Annotated in this window: 15 protein-coding genes and 1 tRNA gene; 5 read left to right on the top strand and 11 right to left on the bottom strand. The window is 59.5% G+C overall.

Annotated features, from left to right (window positions below):
• Positions 1 to 2 precede the first annotated feature (2 nt).
• Both ACEN9A_RS27245 and ACEN9A_RS27240 read right to left on the bottom strand, forming a co-directional pair.
• On the bottom strand, positions 3 to 1,685 hold the full coding sequence (locus ACEN9A_RS27245; RefSeq protein WP_018928833.1) for a flavin monoamine oxidase family protein: 1,683 nt from the start codon (positions 1,683 to 1,685) through the stop codon (positions 3 to 5).
• Positions 1,686 to 1,902: 217 nt separating this feature from the next.
• Positions 1,903 to 2,364, bottom strand: coding sequence for an Lrp/AsnC family transcriptional regulator (locus tag ACEN9A_RS27240; protein ID WP_007980298.1), 462 nt, complete (start codon positions 2,362 to 2,364; stop codon positions 1,903 to 1,905).
• A gap of 137 nt (positions 2,365 to 2,501) precedes the next feature.
• On the opposite strand from ACEN9A_RS27240, the gene ACEN9A_RS27235 reads away from it, so the two are divergent.
• Both ACEN9A_RS27235 and ACEN9A_RS27230 read left to right on the top strand, forming a co-directional pair.
• On the top strand, positions 2,502 to 3,146 hold the full coding sequence (locus tag ACEN9A_RS27235; protein ID WP_258671338.1) for a peptidase M41: 645 nt from the start codon (positions 2,502 to 2,504) through the stop codon (positions 3,144 to 3,146).
• A gap of 239 nt (positions 3,147 to 3,385) precedes the next feature.
• Positions 3,386 to 3,550: a hypothetical protein gene (locus tag ACEN9A_RS27230; protein WP_258671336.1), complete on the top strand. Its 165-nt coding sequence runs from the start codon at positions 3,386 to 3,388 to the stop codon at positions 3,548 to 3,550.
• Positions 3,551 to 3,842: 292 nt separating this feature from the next.
• Here ACEN9A_RS27230 and ACEN9A_RS27225 read toward each other — a convergent pair whose 3' ends face one another.
• The 7 genes from ACEN9A_RS27225 to rpsU form a co-directional block, all read right to left on the bottom strand.
• On the bottom strand, positions 3,843 to 4,085 hold the full coding sequence (locus tag ACEN9A_RS27225; RefSeq protein WP_054594326.1) for a hypothetical protein: 243 nt from the start codon (positions 4,083 to 4,085) through the stop codon (positions 3,843 to 3,845).
• Positions 4,086 to 4,095: 10 nt separating this feature from the next.
• The gene (locus ACEN9A_RS27220; protein WP_258671334.1) at positions 4,096 to 4,596 is read right to left on the bottom strand and encodes a hypothetical protein; all 501 of its coding nucleotides are present in this window, start codon (positions 4,594 to 4,596) and stop codon (positions 4,096 to 4,098) included.
• Positions 4,597 to 5,098: 502 nt separating this feature from the next.
• Positions 5,099 to 5,175: transfer RNA gene (locus tag ACEN9A_RS27215), tRNA-Ile, on the bottom strand.
• 15 nt (positions 5,176 to 5,190) lie between these two features.
• Entirely contained in the window at positions 5,191 to 8,937 is a 3,747-nt protein-coding gene (locus ACEN9A_RS27210) for a bifunctional diguanylate cyclase/phosphodiesterase (protein ID WP_019650327.1), read from the bottom strand.
• 123 nt (positions 8,938 to 9,060) lie between these two features.
• A complete protein-coding gene (gene rpoD, locus ACEN9A_RS27205; protein WP_019580727.1) occupies positions 9,061 to 10,908 on the bottom strand; it encodes an RNA polymerase sigma factor RpoD in 1,848 nt (615 codons plus the stop codon).
• Positions 10,909 to 10,975: 67 nt separating this feature from the next.
• Complete coding sequence (dnaG, locus tag ACEN9A_RS27200; protein WP_019650328.1) at positions 10,976 to 12,943, bottom strand: DNA primase; 1,968 nt, start codon at positions 12,941 to 12,943, stop codon at positions 10,976 to 10,978.
• Between the two features lie 482 nt (positions 12,944 to 13,425).
• A complete protein-coding gene (gene rpsU, locus ACEN9A_RS27195; protein WP_002551877.1) occupies positions 13,426 to 13,641 on the bottom strand; it encodes a 30S ribosomal protein S21 in 216 nt (71 codons plus the stop codon).
• A 199-nt stretch (positions 13,642 to 13,840) separates the two neighbouring features.
• Between rpsU and tsaD the strand changes: the two genes are divergently transcribed.
• Complete coding sequence (tsaD, locus tag ACEN9A_RS27190) at positions 13,841 to 14,866, top strand: tRNA (adenosine(37)-N6)-threonylcarbamoyltransferase complex transferase subunit TsaD (RefSeq protein WP_258671331.1); 1,026 nt, start codon at positions 13,841 to 13,843, stop codon at positions 14,864 to 14,866.
• Between the two features lie 23 nt (positions 14,867 to 14,889).
• Here tsaD and plsY read toward each other — a convergent pair whose 3' ends face one another.
• On the bottom strand, positions 14,890 to 15,459 hold the full coding sequence (plsY, locus tag ACEN9A_RS27185; RefSeq protein ID WP_019650331.1) for a glycerol-3-phosphate 1-O-acyltransferase PlsY: 570 nt from the start codon (positions 15,457 to 15,459) through the stop codon (positions 14,890 to 14,892).
• A gap of 74 nt (positions 15,460 to 15,533) precedes the next feature.
• Here plsY and folB point away from each other — a divergent pair, with 74 nt between their 5' ends.
• Together folB and folK are read left to right on the top strand one after the other, a co-directional pair.
• Positions 15,534 to 15,887 (top strand): dihydroneopterin aldolase, encoded by a 354-nt coding sequence (gene folB, locus ACEN9A_RS27180; RefSeq protein WP_019650332.1) that lies wholly within the window; start codon positions 15,534 to 15,536, stop codon positions 15,885 to 15,887.
• Positions 15,878 to 16,396, top strand: coding sequence for a 2-amino-4-hydroxy-6-hydroxymethyldihydropteridine diphosphokinase (folK, locus tag ACEN9A_RS27175; protein ID WP_018928844.1), 519 nt, complete (start codon positions 15,878 to 15,880; stop codon positions 16,394 to 16,396). Before folB ends, folK begins: the two co-directional genes overlap by 10 nt.
• Before the next feature lie 115 nt (positions 16,397 to 16,511).
• On the opposite strand, the gene ACEN9A_RS27170 is transcribed toward folK, so the two are convergent.
• Positions 16,512 to 17,735 (bottom strand): multifunctional CCA addition/repair protein, encoded by a 1,224-nt coding sequence (locus ACEN9A_RS27170; RefSeq protein ID WP_258671329.1) that lies wholly within the window; start codon positions 17,733 to 17,735, stop codon positions 16,512 to 16,514.
• Positions 17,736 to 17,782 lie beyond the last annotated feature (47 nt).

Genomic DNA, 17,782 nt, shown 5'->3' with positions numbered 1-17,782 from the left:
TCTTACTCGGGCAGGGCGATCGGACCGATCTCGTTGAACACATCTCCTGGACCCGGGTTTTCGGCGTGAGTTTCACCGCCAAAGTGTTTCATGATGCCCCACACCGCGTTGAGCGACGTCTGCACCGCGCCTTCAACCCACGCCGGCGTCCACGAAACGTCATCGCCGGCGATGAAAATCCCGCGTTGCTCGGGCGGCATGTCGTCCTGCATGAAGTGCGCATACATGCGCTGGTTGTAGCGGTAGTGACCGGGCAGCGCGCCTTTGAAGGCCCCGAGGAAATGTGGGTCGGCTTCCCACGACACGGTGATCGGATCGCCGATGATCCGCGCGGCGATGTCGACTTTCGGGTAGATCTTCTTCAACGCATCCAGCGCCAGCTTCACGCGCTTTTCCACTGGCTGTGGAAGCATTTTCAGAGCATCGCTCATCCACGAGTACGACAGGCAAATCACCCCAGGCTTGTCGTCACCGTTATCGAACAAGTACGTGCCACGGGTCAGGCGATCAGTGAGGGTCATGCTCATCAGGTCGCGGCCGGTTTCCGGGTCTTTGTCCTTCCAGAACGGGCGGTCGACCATCACGAAAGTTTTCGACGACTGCATGTAGCGGGTACGGTCCAGGGCCATCCACATTTTTTGCGAGAACAGGCTCTCGTCGCATTCGATCTGGGTGGTCAGCAGCCAGCTCTGGCAAGTGGTCAGCACCGCTGCGTATTCGCGGGTATCGCCCCAGTTGTCGGTGACCGCAAAACGGCCGCCTGCCGCGTGGGCAATTTTCTTCACGCCGGTACGTGGCGCGCCGTTGTGCAGCGAGCTCAGGCTGGTGCCTTCCGGCCAGTGCACGCAACGCTCCGGCACATGGCGCCAGATACCCTGCGGCACTTGTTCCACGCCGCCGACCACCAGGTGTTGGTGATCGTCGCAGTTGGTCATCACCACGCGGAAAATTTCCAGCATCGAGTTGGGGAAGTCCGAGTCCCAGCCGCCGGTGCCGAAACCAACCTGGCCGAACACTTCACGGTGATGGAACGAGAGCTTGGCGAAGGCTTTGGAGGTGGCGACGAAATCGTAGAACGTGCGGTCGTCCCACAACGGCACGAGGGTGTTCCACAATTCCTTGAGGCGCGGCACGTCGCGATCGCGGATCGCCTGCTGGATCTCGCCGAAGCGCGAACCGTCTTCCAGGGCATCGGCCCAGGCATCAGCGACTTCTTGGAACAGTGCAGGAAGATCCGCCAGTTTCTGTGCGTAATGGGTTTTGCCTTCCAGATCGATCACTGTGCTGCCAGACGCGGGGGTCAGCGGGTTCGGGAAGGGCTTGGTCTCGAGGCCGAGCTTGTCGACGTAGTGGTAAAACGCAGTGGACGACACCGGGAAGCGCATGCCGCCGAGCTCGGCGATGATGCCTTCGGCACCATTGAACGCTTGGGAGCGTAGACGACCGCCCATTTTCGAGGCTTCGTAGACGACCGGTTTGAGGCCCAGTTTCATCAGTTCATAGGCGGCCACCAGACCGGCAATGCCAGCCCCGACGATCGCCACTTCGGCGCCGTGATTGTGCGCTGGAATGCTCCCCAGGCCGGCTGGGTGCTCGATCCAGTCGTCGAAGGCGAAAGGGAAATCCGGGCCGAAAATAGTGACTGGTTTTTTACCGTCTGCAGGATGGCGATTGTTCTTGTTCATGGCTGACCTTGCTGGCGACCCGACGCAGGATGCGCGTCTGAGTATAGGAAAAGATGGCAGCCATTCTAGAGAGCGTAGAACACGTTAATAAGACGCAATGTGTCGTCGTTTTGCTAATTGTTTTATCAATATGACGATGTATCACTACATATTGTAGGTGTGAGCAGTGCAGCGATCCGACTTGCCCGCGAAGAGTCCCGACCAGACACCGAAGGCCTCAAACCGGCTGCCCCCGATCAATCTTGCTGCTCAGGATGATCGAAGTCGTCGTCTTCTCCACCCCATCCACACTGCCAATCTGATCCAGCAACTGATCCAGCTGCTCCGGCGAATCGGTGCGCAACCACGCCACATAATCAAACTCGCCACTCACCGCACACAGCTGCTGCACCTGAGCCATGGCGCTAAGTCGTCGCAGCACTTCCTTGCCAGACCTCGGTTGCACCGTAATCCCGACGTAAGCCTGCAATCCGCCATCCACCACACGCTGACCCAGTCGCACACCGTAACCGGTGATCACCTTGGCCTTTTCCAACCGTGCCAGGCGCGAAGTGACGGTGGTGCGGGCGATGCCCAGTTGCCGGGCGAGCATGGCCACACTTTCACGGGCATTGATCTGCAGGGCGGCGATCAATTGGCGGTCGATTTCGTCGAGAACAGGCGGGCGAGTGTCAGGCAAAGGGGTATCTCCAGCGGTATAGAGCAATGGGCAGGCATATTACAGGCAGTCCATGCCCTCAACGGGTTAATTGGATGGACACAAATTGTCACTCGTAGTCGAATGCGCAACCAGGGGCTGTGAAGCGAGGGGATGAAATGAAGGGTATGCCTGCGGCTCTGCGCGACTATGCATTGCAAATTGCCAATCACGAAATGGGGCATTACGTCGTAGCCCGAGCCCTGGGTTTTGAAACGGGTGATGTGACCCTGAAAGTGACCATGGGCCTGACGCACCATGGCGGGGCCTCCATTACCTTGACGCGGTCCATTTCGTCGCTCGAAGCCATGAAGGAACATTTGGAAGCCCGGATAATGGTCCTCTTCGCCGGCGCCATGGCGCAGACATTACCGCCAAAGCATTCGCCCGAGAAACGCGTCGATAAGTCGAAAGCGGCAGCCATCCTGAACGGAGAGTTTGGAGCGGAACAGGATCACGCAAAAATAAGAGAATTGCGGTACTTGCTTCGAAATATCGCCTATCCCGATACGGATCCAGCGTCGTCCGACAGCATCATTGCTGAGCTGACAGACATTAATGATCGCTTGTGGTTGCGCACTCAAGAAATCGTCGAGGCATTGGCCGAGACGATTACTGGATTGGCAGGGCTTCTGGTGGAGCGCATGGTCATTGTGGAGCAGTGGGGGCGGCCGGCGGATACGTATGAGGTTGTGTTGACGGGGGGAATGCTTGAACGGCTGGGGCCAGTGCAGGCGATCCCTTCATTGGGTGTTTGGGCGTAAGCTGATTGGCAGCGACGTCCGGAGAGTATCCCGTCGAAGAAAAGCCCCACAAGGCGGCAAAGTGCCCAAATGCGCCCATTACGCAACTCTCGGAGTTTGCCTACAACCTTGGCGGACGTCATCCGATAACCCGCCGTCCGCGCAAAATATAACCTGGACGGCAGACAGGAAAAATAACGCACGACCGGCCTCGGAGCAGCGCACAAGGCGCGACCCGAGCTCCGACAGGAAGACGCTGTATGTCCTTACCTCCCACGACTCAAGCCAGCATTGAACAGTTGCACCGAGACGTGGCTGCTTTGGCTGAAGACATGCGTAGCCCGGCCCCCACCGCGACCCGAGCGATACTACTGCCGTTCGGGCTCGGCGCCGCGCTGGCCCTGGTGACCTTTCATGTGCGCTAGATCCGTGCTGTCTAGGATCAGAATTAGGCCGCGCCCGGAGAGTTGGCGAGGCTGGTCAAATGTGGCATTACACATTTCCGACTGCACCTGGCCTGCGTTACAGCCGCCACCCATCATTTAGCAGTGATTTTGGCGGCATCTAACCTACGTTAGGAGTTACCAGTATGTTCAAAGTAACCCCCAATCCGCCGGCAAGGTCCAACGCTAAGATCATCGATCAACGCGCTGTTGATCGACTGTTGTCCCATATGCTTTTGGGTCAGAGACGGCACCGAGAAATCGTGCCAGGGCTTCAGTCCCCCTCCGTGAACCGCCGCCGCGTCAGGAAAAGCACCACGCCCAGCGGCACGGCCAGCAGTGCTAGCAGCTCCAGGTCAAAGCCCAGCACCTGCTGCTCACCAACCTTGAAGATGCTGACCAAGCCCGTTGCCAGCAGCGCCAAACCCAGCCACTTGCGCAGCGGGTATGGTTTCAGAAACTGAACGAGGATCGCGCCCAGCACCAGAAGGACGACAGTTTGCATGATGTAGGGCATGTGCAGTTCCTCAGACCTTGATGACCAGCGTCACGACAGAGCGCTGTGGGCCAATCCCGCCATGGACCTCTCCCTCGATGCTGACCAGCACGTCACCTGCATGCAGGTTCGGCAGGGCCCCTTTGAGGTACCAGTTGACACCTGTCGTCACGACTGCACCTGAAGCCCAGCCAATGAGCGGCCCGCCCAACGCACCTACCCTCCCGGCAACGCCACCTGAGGCCGCAGCAATTCCCTTGGCGACGTTGCCGCACATAGTGATGATAGCATCGGCCTGCTGCCGGGTCAGGGGATTGGAAATGCAGACTGTCAGCAGGCATGGCAGGTTTCGAGCCTGCATTCGGTCGTACATATCGACGACCATGCTGTTGACTTGGTAATGGGCGCGTTTCGCTTCGCCAAAGTGCAGCTCGCGCAGGCGACCTCGGTCGCTTTCCATGAGGGTGATTTGAGACAGATTGAAGACGATCCCTTCCTCGGACCTGTACTGCGTAGTCTTCTCGAACTTCATGCGCGTATCCATTCGTGCAAAAAGACGATGATTTTCAACAAGCGGTGACTAAGATGCAAACGGTCTTTGTTGTGAGGCTCCGGGGAGTTTGACGTCTGCACGGGTCTCATCGTCAGCTACCGCACCCCCGCAAGGTCAGTTTTCGGTCAGCGGCAACAGCGACGGCTCATTCGGCGTCCGAAAGTGTGCTGTGGGACCTGAAGCAAGAGAACAATAGCTTCGACCTGGATTCGGCTTACGATCAGTATGATCGTGCTCGGGAGATGTCAGCTGCGTTGGAGCTGGGCACTATGCTGGGACGGTACTCCTTCGCGGTGCCGGATGAGGTTGCACGCGGTGAGTTGCGGCTGTTGCGCAATTCAGAGGATGACCTGTAGGCCAAGGCACCTCCTTGAAGCGCCTTGGCGGCTGGCGAACCAGAATTGTACCCTTGGACCATAGGACGGTATCTGTGATGGACCAGCCAGAAACACAAAAGCCGCGCAATGCGCGGCTTTGAGTTTGGTGGGCCCACACGGACTTGAACCGTGGACCAAAGGATTATGAGTCCTCTGCTCTAACCAACTGAGCTATAGGCCCTCAGTAGGCCGCGGATTATAGCGATGGTTTCTCGGCTGTGCTATCCGAAAAATCCGATACGGCTATACGAAGAAACGTCGCGGCGAATTCGTCGGGGGAAAGTGGCAGGCTGACGATGTAGCCCTGGATCTGTTCGCAGCCTTCGGTGGTGAGGAATTGTTGCTGGGCATGGGTTTCGACGCCTTCGGCGATGACGGTGAATTGCATGCTGCGGCCCAGGGCAATGATTGCGCGGACAATCGCCGCATCGTGGGGGTCGTCCGGCAAGCCGCGGACGAAGGACTGGTCGATCTTGAGGATGTCCAGCGGCAGGCGCTTGAGGTAGCTCAGGGATGAATAGCCGGTGCCGAAGTCATCGATCGCCAGTTGCACGCCCAGGCGTTTGAGTTGATGCAGGACCGCCAGCGCTTCTTCGGCCTGGCTCATGATGAAGTTTTCGGTAATCTCCAGTTGCAGAAAATCGGGTTTGAGGCGGTTGTCCTTGAGCAGCTGCTCGATCCGGCCGAGCAGGTTCGGTTGGCGTAATTGAGCGCCTGCGAGGTTGACCGAGAGCGGGCCGAGGCACTCATAGACCTGATTCCACTCGTACATTTGCCGGCAGGCGGTTTCCAGTACCCAATCGCCGATTTGCAGGATCATGCCGTTCTCTTCGGCCAGGGGAATGAAGTGCTCGGGGGGCACATCGCCGAAGGTCGGGTGATGCCAGCGAATCAGCGCTTCGGCGCCGACCAGCCGATGATCCTTGAGGCTGATTTTGGGCTGGTAGTACAAAAACAGCTCATTGCGCTCGATGGCACGTCGCAGTTCATGCTCCAGTGCCACGCGTTCGCTGGCCTGGGCGGTGAGGTCGCGGGTGTAGCTTTCAACCCGGTTACGGCCCTTGGCCTTGGAGCGATACATCGCGGCATCGGCGTTCTTGACCAGTGTGGCGACGTCGCAGCCGTCCTTGGGGTACAGGCTGGTGCCGATGCTGGCGCTGATGAAAAACTCGTGCTCGCCCGCCTGGAAAGGGGCGCTGAAGCAATTGAGCAGCTTGGTGGCAATGTTATCGGCATCGCTGGCCTGTTGCAGGCCGGGGAGCAGGATGATGAATTCGTCGCCACCCAGTCGCGCCACGGTATCGATATCGCGCAACTGCTCCTTGAGGCGCACGGCGATGCCTTTTAGCAGCAGGTCGCCGACCGGGTGACCGAGGCTGTCGTTGATGTGTTTGAAACGGTCCAGGTCCAGGAACAGTACGGCGCCCTGGCCACCGTTTTCCTGCTGGTTGTTCAGCGCGGTCAGCAGGCGGCTTTCGAACAGTGTGCGATTCGGCAGGCCGGTCAGTGGATCGTGGTGCGCCTGGTAGTCGAGTTTGGCTTGCGCATGCTTGAGGCTGGAAATGTCCGCGAACACCGCGACAAAGTGGGTGATGAGTTTGTCCCGGTTGCGCACGGCGCTGATGGTCAGCCAGCTCGGGTAGAGCTCGCCGTTCTTGCGCCGGTTGGAAATCTCGCCTTGCCAATGACCTTCGGCGGTCAGTTGATGCCACATCGCAGCATAGAAGGCGCTGTCGTGCAGGCCCGAGGCGAGCAGGCGAGGGGTGTGGCCCAGTGCTTCGGTCTCGCTGTAGCCGGTGATTTCGGTGAAGGCCCGATTGACCGCGCTGATGTGCTGTTGGGTATCGGTGATCAAGACACCCTCGGCGGTGCTTTCGAACACGGTGGCGGCCTGTTGCAGTTTTTCCTGCATCAGGTGCCGTTCGGTAATGTCCCGGGCGATGGTCAGCATGCAGTCTTCATCGCCGATGGGCAGTGGCCGGCTTGAAACTTCGCAGAGCCGGATCTGCCCGTCCTTGCGGCGGATGTGGCAACTGAAGTCGCGGACGAAACCATCCCGGTGCAGCAATTCGAGCATCTGTTTGCGCTCGTTGAGATTGACCCAGATCCCCAGGTCCAGCGCCGACCGATCCACAGACATCGCACTGTTGAACCCGGTTATACGGCTGAAACCTTCGTTGACTTCCAATAGCAGGCCGTCGCTCTGCCGGGACAGCAGCAAGCCGTCGGGGGAGGCGTGGAAGGCCTTGGCGAATTTCTCTTCGGAGGTTTGCAGCTGTTGCTGGGTTTCCTTGAGCTGACTGATGTCTCGCACGACCACCACCAGGGCCGGGGTCGTGTCGAGGTCGAAAGGCTCGGCGGAAATCAGGCCGGTAAACACCTGGCCATTGTTGCGGCGAAAGGGCATCTCCAGGTTGCGGATACTGCCGGCCTGCAACCGCTGCAGCAAACCCGGTCCCACGCCGGGAACGCCCCAGATGTTCAGGTCGGTGGCCGTCTGGCCTATGACGTCTTCGGCCTTGAGGCCGATCTGTTCCTCGAACGCTTCGTTGACTTCCAGCAGGCAGCCATCGGAAAGCCGTGCGATCACCAGAATATCCGGGCATTGCTGGAACACTGAGGCGAACTTCTGCTCCGACAGGCGCAGCGCCTCTTCGGTGCGTTTGGCTTCGCTGATGTCGATCATCAGCCCGCGCAGGACCGGTTCATGGCCGTGTTCGATCAGGCTGACGATATCGCGGACCCACAGGCAGCGGCCGTCAGCGGTGATGACCCGGTAATCGACGCTGTGATCGCGCCCGGCCGCCACTTCGCGGTCGCAGAAGGCCTGGGCCCGGGTGAGGTCCGCGGGGTGGATGATGTTGCGCCAGAAGCCCGGAATCAGCCAATGGGACAGGGGATAACCGAGGAGGTCCTGGGCGTGGGGCGACACGTAACTGTAGGTGTAATCGCTGATCTGCGCTTCCCAGGCGATGGCTGAAAGACTCTCCACCAGCCCGCGGTAATGGTATTCGCTGCTGCGCAGCTCCTGTTCCAGGTCGACCCTGCGGGCTATTTCCGAACTCAGTCGGCGATTGATCCGGATCACCACTGCCAGCACGATCATCAGAGCCAATAGCCCTGGCAGGCCGTAAATCAGCACGTCGGACCAGAAGGTCCGATGATCCAGGACGTTACCGACCCAATGTTCCTGGATGGCACTGATTTCACTCGGGCTCATGTCTGCCAGGACTTTGTCCAGGATACTGACCAGCAGCTTGTTGTTCGGGGGGACGGCCATCGCCAATTGGTAGCGGTAGGGCGTCTCACCGCTGACGTAGAGCCCTTCGAGCTTGAGCTGGCGCAGGCTCCAGACACTTGAGGCGAGATCGCCCACGACCGCGTCCACTTCGTCGGTAGCCAGCGCTTGCAATGCCGAGCTGACATTGGGCATCGCCACCAGATTCAGGTCGGGATGCTGGGTGCGCAACAGTTCATGGGGGGCGTAGTTTTCCACCACGGCGATCTTCAGCCCGTACAGGTCTTTGAGTTTGCGCGGTTGGGGGCCTCCGACGTGGGCCAGAATGACAATCGGAAAGTCGAGGTAGGGGCGGGTGAACGACAGATAGGTCTGGCGCTCGGGGGTCGACATGATGCCCGGCAAGATGTCTAGCTTGCCTTGTTTGGCCTGCTGCAGCACTTCAGTCCAGCTGACCGGTTCGATGGGCGTGAGTTTGATGGCCAGCCGTTGCCGGATGACGTTGATATAGTCTGCTGCCAGGCCCTGATAACGCCCATGGTCGTCGCGAAATTCAAACGGCGGCCACGACGCATCGACGCCCAGGCGCAATTCCGGGTGAGCCGCCAGCCAGCTACGTTCTTCGTCGGTCAGAGTCAGCGCGCCAGCCGTTGCGGTCCAGGTCATCAGCGACAGCAAAAAAAGCACGGTCGACCATCTGGGCATAACGGTCTCGTTATGGCTTTGGGGGAATGCTTCGAGTGTAGACGGGCTATTCGGCGGGTGGGACGTGCGGGGCATTTAATCTGTATAAAGCAAAACCCCCGGCCTGGGCCGGGGGTTCTGTGATCACTCGTCGAGGAAGGAGCGCAAATGCTCGCTTCTCGTCGGGTGGCGCAGCTTGCGCAGCGCCTTGGCTTCGATCTGACGAATCCGTTCACGGGTCACGTCGAACTGCTTACCAACCTCCTCGAGGGTGTGGTCGGTATTCATGTCGATACCGAAACGCATGCGCAAAACCTTGGCTTCACGGGCAGTGAGGCCGGACAGGACTTCGCGAGTCGCTTCTTTAAGGCTCTCAACGGTGGCGACATCGATTGGCGACTGCATGGTCGAGTCTTCGATGAAGTCACCCAGATGGGAGTCTTCGTCATCACCGATCGGGGTTTCCATGGAGATCGGCTCTTTAGCGATCTTCAATACCTTGCGAATCTTGTCCTCAGGCATTTCCATGCGTTCGCCCAGCTCTTCCGGGGTCGGTTCGCGACCCATTTCCTGCAACATCTGCCGGGAAATACGGTTGAGCTTGTTGATCGTCTCGATCATGTGCACCGGAATACGGATGGTGCGGGCCTGGTCGGCGATCGAGCGAGTGATCGCCTGACGGATCCACCAGGTGGCATAAGTCGAGAATTTGTAGCCACGGCGGTATTCGAACTTGTCTACCGCTTTCATCAAGCCAATGTTGCCTTCCTGGATCAGATCGAGGAACTGCAGGCCACGGTTGGTGTACTTCTTGGCGATGGAGATCACCAGACGCAAGTTCGCTTCGACCATCTCTTTCTTCGCGCGGCGGGCCTTGGCCTCACCGATCGACATGCGACGGTTGATGTCCTTGATCTCGGCGATCGTCAAACCGGTTTCGGTTTCCAGCGCGGTCAGCTTCTGCTGGCAACGAATGATGTCCGGTTGCAGGCGACCAATGGCTTCAGCGTATTTGCTTTTGCCTTTGGCCAGTGCATCGCTCCAGCTTTCGTCGACTTCGTTGCCCGGGAACTGGCGCAGGAAGTCGGCACGCGGCATGCGGGCATCACGAACGCACAATTGCATGATCGCGCGCTCTTGCTGACGCAGACGATCCAGGGCGCTGCGAACACGCTCGACCAGGCCTTCGAATTGCTTCGGCACCAGTTTGATCGGCATGAACAGCTCAGCCAGGGCCAACAGCTCGGCAATCGCAGCCTTGTTGTAGCGACCGTGCTTTTTCAGCGCCTTGCGGGTGATTTCCATCTGGTCGGCGACAGCGCCAAAACGCTGTGCGGCGATGACCGGATCCGGACCGCTTTCGGCTTCTTCTTCGTCATCGCTTGCTTCGGCGTCATCGTCGTCGGTGTCGTCGGCAGCTGGAGCGGCTTTCGGGTCGACAGGCGGTGGCACTTCGGCTGCAGGCGGCGCAATGCCGTCGTCCGGGTCGATATAACCGCTCAGGACGTCGGACAGGCGGCCACCTTCGGTGGTGACGCGAGTGTACTCGGAGAGAATATGGTCAACCGTGCCAGGGAAGTGCGCGATTGCGCCCATCACTTCGCGGATGCCCTCTTCAATACGCTTGGCGATTTCGATTTCGCCTTCACGTGTGAGGAGCTCTACCGTACCCATTTCACGCATGTACATGCGCACTGGGTCGGTGGTGCGACCAATGTCGGTCTCGACCGCTGCCAACGCTGCAGCTGCCTCTTCGGCCGCGGCTTCGTCGGTATCGGCGTCGGCCAGCATAAGGGAATCCTTATCTGGCGCAACCTCGAATACGTTGATCCCCATGTCATTGATCATGCGGATGATGTCTTCCACCTGTTCCGGATCTGAAATATCCTCCGGCAGGTGGTCGTTGACCTCCGCGTAAGTCAGGTAGCCCTGCTCACGACCAAGTGTGATCAACTCTTTGATACGAGACTGCTGTTGCGCTTTTCCGGACATAACACCCTATCCACTGAAGGTCTTGGCGGGCAAAAAACAAGCCGAGGATTATACCTGAGCTATGACCTCACGCGCCAGTTGAGGTCGGGTTTGATGCGCAAACATTGCGGCTTAAAAGATCGCGCAGTTGATTTTTCTCTTCGGCACTCAACTCACTTTGACGCGCTTTTCGAAGAAGTTGTTCCAGATTTCGCTCGCGTTGGCGGGCTGACAAGCTAGTAATGGTGTCGAAAAACTGTTGTTCAAGGTTATCTCCATCAATCAGCCATTCCTTTTCTGCCAGCGCTTTCAGTAGTCGGCCCTGTTCAGTGCCGTGCCAACGCGCAATCAGTTGAAATGAGTTTAGCTTGGGATTCTTCTGTACGGCTTCGAGCAGGGCGACCAGCAGTTGCGTGTTAGTGTGGTCTTCGGCCGCAAAGTGCCCGGCATCCTCGACTTTTTCGGCCAGTTGCGGGTGATGCAGCAGCGTGCGCAAGGCGGCCAGGGTGGGTGGCTCTACAGCGGCCGGTACCCGTGGCGCGCGTGGTTGATCGCGATCGCCGCCGCGTTTGCCGTTCTTGTCCCACGGCTTCTTGTCCCACTTCTTGCCGCCGGCACCCGGTTTCTTCGGCGTCCACTCCTGCTGCGGCACATACATCTCTTGCGCCTGCGGTTGATGGTAGTCGCTGTAATCCGGCATGGCGTCGTAATCAATGCCCGGGTCGTACGCCGGTGGTGCTTCCTGAGGTGCGCTTTGCACCAGTTGGCTCACAGCTTCACCGCTGAGCCCGGTAATTTCGGTCAGGCGCTGGCGCATCAGAATGCGCAGGTTGGCGCCCGGGACTTTGTCGATCAGCGGCGCGGCGAGGGTGGCCATGTGGGCCTTGCCTTCGAGCGAGCGCGGGTCCGATTCCTCGGTCAGCTGTTGGAAAAAATAATCAGCCAATGGCTGTGCATGCTGATTGATCCGCGCACGGAAGGCGTCAGTGCCTTCGGAGCGGACCAGCGTGTCCGGGTCTTCGCCTTCGGGCAGGAATAGAAAGCGTGCGCGCCGTCCGTCCTGCAAGCTCGGCAGCGTCGCTTCCAGTGCACGCCAGGCAGCGTTGCGGCCGGCCTGGTCGCCGTCGAAGCAGAACAGTACGTTGGGTACGACGCGAAACAGTCGCTTCAAGTGCTCTTCGCTGGTGGCGGTGCCCAGGGTCGCCACAGCATTGCGCAGGCCTTGCTGGGCGAGGGCGATGACGTCCATGTAGCCTTCGACGACGATGATTTCGTCGAGGTTGCGGTTGTTCTTGCGCGCTTCGTAAAGGCCATAGAGTTCCTGGCCCTTATGGAAAACCGGGGTTTCCGGCGAGTTCAGGTATTTCGGCTTGTCGTCGCCCAGCACCCGGCCGCCGAAGGCGATGATGCGCCCGCGGCTGTCGCGGATCGGGAACATCACGCGATCGCGGAAGCGGTCGTAGCGCTTGCCGGTTTCGGCGTTCTCCACCAGCAGGCCGGCATCGATCATGGCCTTTTGCTGCAGGGTGTCGCTGCTCAAGTGCTTGAACAGATTGTCCCAGCCGGGCGGGGCGAAACCGAGGCCAAAGTCCCGGGCGATTTCGCCGGTCAATCCACGACCTTTCAAGTAATCCACAGCCGCTTTGCGCGATGGATGGCTTTTCAGGGCCTGACGGTAAAAATCGGCGGCGGCAGTGAGCAGTGGATACAGAGGCGAGTCGGTGGGCTGCCGCGGTTTGTGCGGTCGGCCGCTTTCTTCGCGGGGGATTTCCATGCCGGCGGCTTTGGCCAGTTCTTCTACAGCCTGGGGGAAGTCCAGGTTGTCGTGGTCCATGATGAAGCCGAGGGCGTTACCGCCAGCGCCGCAGCCGAAGCAGTAATAGAACTGTTTGTCGGGGCTGACGCTGAAAGAGGGGGTTTTTTCTTTGTGAAACGGGCAGCAGGCAGTGTAGTTCTTGCCGGCCTTTTTCATTTGCAGGCGCGAGCTGACCACATCGACGATGTCGGTGCGGTTCAGAAGGTCGTCAATGAAGCTCTGGGGAATTAGCCCGGCCATGGCGTTCTCGTCATCTGCGCTGAAATGGACCCGAAACGAAGTGCGGCCGAACGCGGGTCATTGTTTGAGGCGCGCAGGGTGTGCGGCTCGACCGGTGTCGTCTGCGTAATCGCTGTCAGGAAGTGTATCTGCCGAAAATCCGCTGACGTTAGTACCGATCAGCATTCGACTATATGAAAGTGTTTCGCTGAGTCCGGCGACGGCCAGTCAATGGCCTCGGATAGCTCATAAGCGGGCACGCAAGAAGGTGCCTTGGGCTGATCGTCGTGAGAGGAATCAGTGGGTGTGCTCGTCAGTAGCCTTGAAAGGCTCGTCAGAAAAGACGTGCACCGCTGGCAAAAGAGCCAGGTCTGACGCTGTGAAGCAGGTTTGTCTCGGTCGCGTCTGCGGCTTTGACGGTGAAGCATCAAGCGTTGTCCGCAAATGCCATTAGCCCGGCTGAGGGCCGGGCTTGGCAGAAGCTTGCTACGATCGTCTGCGTATTAGTACAGACGAACGGCGCGGCGCTGTTCGCGCTGTACTTTCTTGGCGTGACGCTTAACAGCGGCTGCTGCTTTACGCTTACGCTCAGAAGTAGGCTTCTCGTAAAATTCGCGGCTACGAACTTCAGCCAGTACACCGGCTTTTTCGCAGGAGCGCTTGAAACGACGCAGAGCTACGTCGAAGGGTTCGTTCTCTTTAACTTTGACGGCTGGCATCCAGAGCTACCTTCATTCATTACCGGGGTCAACATCCTCGCGGCAAAAGAGCACTTGAAGACGTCGGTTTTTAAGGGTTGCGGATGTTAACCCCTCATCGCTCGGAATGCAAAGCCTCTGATCGAAAACCGCTGGTCGGGGCATCACGCGACGACTATTATGCGCGCCTTCGAATTCAGCCTCTACAAGGCGCAAACCCATGCTAGTACTGGGATTAGAAACCTCCTGCGACGAAACCGGTGTCGCACTTTACGACAGTGAACGCGGGTTGTTGGCCGATGCGCTGTTCAGTCAGATCGACCTGCATCGCGCCTATGGCGGCGTTGTGCCGGAGCTGGCTTCGCGCGATCACGTCAAACGCATGCTGCCCTTGATCCGTCAGGTGCTGGCGGAGGCCGACTGCGTGCCGACCGAGATCGACGCCATCGCTTATACCGCCGGCCCCGGCCTGGTCGGAGCCTTGCTGGTAGGGGCTTCCTGCGCTCAGGCGCTGGCTTTTGCCTGGGGTATCCCGGCGCTGGGCGTGCACCACATGGAAGGTCACTTGCTGGCGCCGATGCTGGAGCCGCAGCCACCGGAGTTCCCGTTCGTCGCTTTGTTGGTCTCGGGCGGTCATACGCAGCTGGTTCAGGTCGACGGGATCGGTCAGTACACGCTCTTGGGCGAGACCCTCGACGATGCCGCCGGCGAAGCGTTCGACAAAACTGCAAAAATGATGGGCCTCAATTATCCGGGCGGTCCGGAGATTGCTCGTCTGGCGGCGCAAGGCGTTGACGGACGTTTCGTCTTCCCGCGTCCGATGTGTGATCGTCCGGGCCTGGCGTTTAGCTTCAGCGGTTTGAAAACCTTCGCCTTGAACACCTGGCAGCAATGCGTCAGCGCCGGGGACGACGGCGAGCAAGCCCGTTGCGACATCTCGCTGGCGTTCCAGCAGGCCGTGGTGGAGACTTTGACCATCAAGTGCAAGCGTGCCCTGAAACAGGCCGGCATGAGGCGTCTGGTGATCGCTGGCGGCGTCAGCGCCAACAAGGCGTTGCGCACGTCACTGGAAAAAATGCTCGGCGACATGAAGGGCGATGTGTTTTATGCCCGTCCGGAGTTCTGCACCGACAACGGTGCGATGATTGCGTTTGCCGGCTGCCAGCGCTTGCAGGCTGGTCAGCACGAAAGCCTGGCGATCAGCGTGCAGGCGCGTTGGCCGATGGAGCAGCTGTCGGCGCTGTGATGAGCGGTGCTCACGTGTGGCATTTAAAAATGCCGTTCGCGCCCGGCAAACAGGTCGCGTAGATTGCCGCGATGACGCCAGACGATCAGCCCCGTGAGCGCGCTCATGGGCAGCAGTGCCGCCGGTTCTTGCCAGGCGAGCAGCGGCAGGGTCAGGGGTGTGGCAATCAGGGCGGCGAGTGAGCTGGTGCGGGTCAGGTAGAACGTCAACAGCCAGGCACAGACTGCCAGCAGCGCAGCGGGAGGATAGAGCCCCAGCAGCATGCCGGCCGCAGTGGCGACACCTTTGCCGCCACGAAAACGGAAGTACAGTGGGAACAGATGACCGATGACGGCGAAGACGCCGATCCAGGCTTGTTCCTGTAGTGAAAGGCCCATTGCACCTGCGACCAGCACTGGCAGCAGGCCTTTGCATAGGTCGCCGAGCAAGGTCAGGATGGCGAGTTTTTTGCCGGCCAGACGCAACATGTTGGTGGCACCGGCATTGCCCGAGCCACTCATTCGCGGATCGGGGTTACCGGTCAGGCGGCTGAGCAAAATGGCGAAGGACAGAGAGCCGAGCAGGTAGGCGAAAATCGCCAGTGACCAAAACATGCTAACTATTCCGGGCGAGGACGCCCTGATTCTAACGGCGCATTGCGCCCTTGTCGTGCAGCGGAGAGAAGTGCTTGGACAGAGTGTTTATCGAGGGCCTGGAAGTCGACACCGTGATTGGTGCCTACGACTGGGAACGAGGCATCCGACAGTGTCTGCGACTTGATCTGAGCTTCGCCTGGGACAATCGTCCGGCCGCCGCCGGTGATGACCTGACCCTGGCGCTTGACTACGCGAGCGTTTCGTCACGCATCCAGGCTTTTGCCGAGCAGGCGCAGTTCCAGCTGGTCGAAACCTTTGCCGAACGTCTGGCTGAAGTGCTGATGAGTGAATTCAAGATCACCTGGATGCACCTCAGGCTGACCAAGCCAGGTGCCGTTCCGGCGGCCAAGGGCGTGGGCGTGGAGATCGAGCGCGGATGTCGCTGACTCAGGTGTATCTCGGGCTCGGTAGCAACATCGAGCGCGAATCCCATTTGCAGGCTGGCCTGGACGCCCTGGCGGGTTTCCTGGTGGATATGCGTTGCTCGGCGGTGTTCGAAAGCCAGCCGGTGGGGATCAAGAGCGGGCCGTTTTTCAACTTTGTGGTCTCGGCCTATACCGATCTGCCGCTGATGGAACTGGATCGACGGCTGAAATTCATCGAAGCGGATAACGGCCGCTACGCGCCGGACCGCAAGGGCTTGCCGCTGGATATCGACGTGCTGCTGTTCGGCGATCTGGTGGGCAATTTCGATGGTTTGGTCTTGCCGCGGGCAGAGATTCTGAAAAACGCCTTCGTGCTGTGGCCGTTGTCGCTGATTGCGCCGGACAGAGTGCATCCGGGTGTAGGCAAAAGCTTTGCGACCTTGTGGAGCGAGGCGCGGATCGATCAGGTGTTGGCGCCGGTGGCTTTTGAGTGGCGCGGTGAGCAGTTGACCCCCTCCGATATGCTGTAAAGCAAAAGATCGCAGCCTTCGGCAGCTCCTACGTCGAACCGGTTCACCCCGCGACATCGCGAGTGTATGCCAGGCCCTGTAGGAGCTGCCGCAGGCTGCGATCTTTTGCCCTTGCTTACGCTTGTTCTTTGTAAGCCTTCAACGCCTTGAGCCGCTCGCGCTTGATCGCCTCGCCCAATTCCGGTCCCTTGAATCCCTTCTCCAGCAATGGCTGAACCGCCACGCTTCGCGCCGCAGTCGCCGCGCCACGCAAATAATCCGCCTGTGGATAACTTCGCTGCTCCAGGCCTTTGCGCCCTCGAGCGTCCATCTCGCACGCCGCGATAAACTCCTCAAAGCGCTGAGGTCGACGATAGACGTCGAAACTCTGCAGCAACTCCAGCAAGGTCGACGGTTTCAGCTCCAGAGCCCGGTGGCCGTGGGTGTGATACTCGCCCGCCAGCAGTGCCAGTTCCTGACAATCCTTCGGTGCCTTGAAGCGCTCGTTGACTGCTTTGATCAGCTTCAGGCCCTTGTGCTCGTGGGCGATGTGGCGAGGCCATTCCTCCTCGGGCGTCAGTCCTTTGCCCAAGTCATGCAGCAGGCAGGCCCAGCGTACGGTCAGCGGTTGTTTGTGCTGTGCCGCTTGCTCCAGCACGCTCAGGGTATGCACGCCTGTGTCTATTTCCGGGTGATGGGCTTCGGGTTGCGGTACACCGAACAGCGCATCGACTTCCGGCATCAGCACTTTGAGCGCACCGCACTCGCGCAGCACCTGGATGAACACCTGGGGTTGGTCTTCCATCAGCGCGCGGGCGATTTCTTTCCAGCTGCGTTCCGCGGTCAGTGCCTCCAGTTCACCCGATTCGCTGAGTTGCCGCATCAGCGCCAGTGTCTCGGGGGCGACGGTGAAACCCAGCCCTGCATAACGCGCGGCGAAGCGGGCAACGCGCAGAACGCGGAGCGGATCTTCGGCGAACGCGGGGGAAACGTGACGAAGCAGGCGAGCCTCGAGATCCCGCTGGCCATGGTAGGGGTCGGTCAGGTTCTGCTGATCGTCTTCGGCCATGGCGTTGATCGTCAGGTCACGACGTATCAGGTCTTCTTCGAGCGTGACTTCGGGGCTGGCGTGAAAGGTGAAGCCGCCGTAACCGCGCCCGCTTTTGCGCTCGGTGCGGGCGAGGGCGTATTCCTCACCGCTTTTGGGGTGAAGAAACACCGGAAAATCCGCACCCACCGGGCGAAAGCCCTTGGCGAGCATTTCTTCGGTGGTGGCGCCTACCACGACCCAGTCGATATCGGTGACAGGCCTGCCCAGCAGGCGATCGCGTACCGCACCACCGACTTTATAAATCTGCATAAAAAACCTCCGTTAGCCCGACAGAATAACCTTTGCGTCGAACTTCC

The organism is Pseudomonas sp. Pseusp18 (assembly GCF_059506005.1).
This window is presented reverse-complemented; position numbering and strand designations above follow the sequence as displayed.

What these genes read in the sequence shown, in the direction of transcription:
- ACEN9A_RS27245 (WP_018928833.1), bottom strand. Translation starts at nt 1,685, where the DNA reads ATGAACAAGAACAATCGCCATCCTGCAGACGGTAAAAAACCAGTCACT.
- ACEN9A_RS27235 (WP_258671338.1), top strand. Translation starts at nt 2,502, where the DNA reads ATGAAGGGTATGCCTGCGGCTCTGCGCGACTATGCATTGCAAATTGCC.
- ACEN9A_RS27230 (WP_258671336.1), top strand. Translation starts at nt 3,386, where the DNA reads ATGTCCTTACCTCCCACGACTCAAGCCAGCATTGAACAGTTGCACCGA.
- ACEN9A_RS27225 (WP_054594326.1), bottom strand. Translation starts at nt 4,085, where the DNA reads ATGCCCTACATCATGCAAACTGTCGTCCTTCTGGTGCTGGGCGCGATC.
- ACEN9A_RS27220 (WP_258671334.1), bottom strand. Translation starts at nt 4,596, where the DNA reads ATGAAGTTCGAGAAGACTACGCAGTACAGGTCCGAGGAAGGGATCGTC.
- ACEN9A_RS27210 (WP_019650327.1), bottom strand. Translation starts at nt 8,937, where the DNA reads ATGCCCAGATGGTCGACCGTGCTTTTTTTGCTGTCGCTGATGACCTGG.
- rpoD (WP_019580727.1), bottom strand. Translation starts at nt 10,908, where the DNA reads ATGTCCGGAAAAGCGCAACAGCAGTCTCGTATCAAAGAGTTGATCACA.
- dnaG (WP_019650328.1), bottom strand. Translation starts at nt 12,943, where the DNA reads ATGGCCGGGCTAATTCCCCAGAGCTTCATTGACGACCTTCTGAACCGC.
- rpsU (WP_002551877.1), bottom strand. Translation starts at nt 13,641, where the DNA reads ATGCCAGCCGTCAAAGTTAAAGAGAACGAACCCTTCGACGTAGCTCTG.
- tsaD (WP_258671331.1), top strand. Translation starts at nt 13,841, where the DNA reads ATGCTAGTACTGGGATTAGAAACCTCCTGCGACGAAACCGGTGTCGCA.
- plsY (WP_019650331.1), bottom strand. Translation starts at nt 15,459, where the DNA reads ATGTTTTGGTCACTGGCGATTTTCGCCTACCTGCTCGGCTCTCTGTCC.
- folK (WP_018928844.1), top strand. Translation starts at nt 15,878, where the DNA reads ATGTCGCTGACTCAGGTGTATCTCGGGCTCGGTAGCAACATCGAGCGC.
- ACEN9A_RS27170 (WP_258671329.1), bottom strand. Translation starts at nt 17,735, where the DNA reads ATGCAGATTTATAAAGTCGGTGGTGCGGTACGCGATCGCCTGCTGGGC.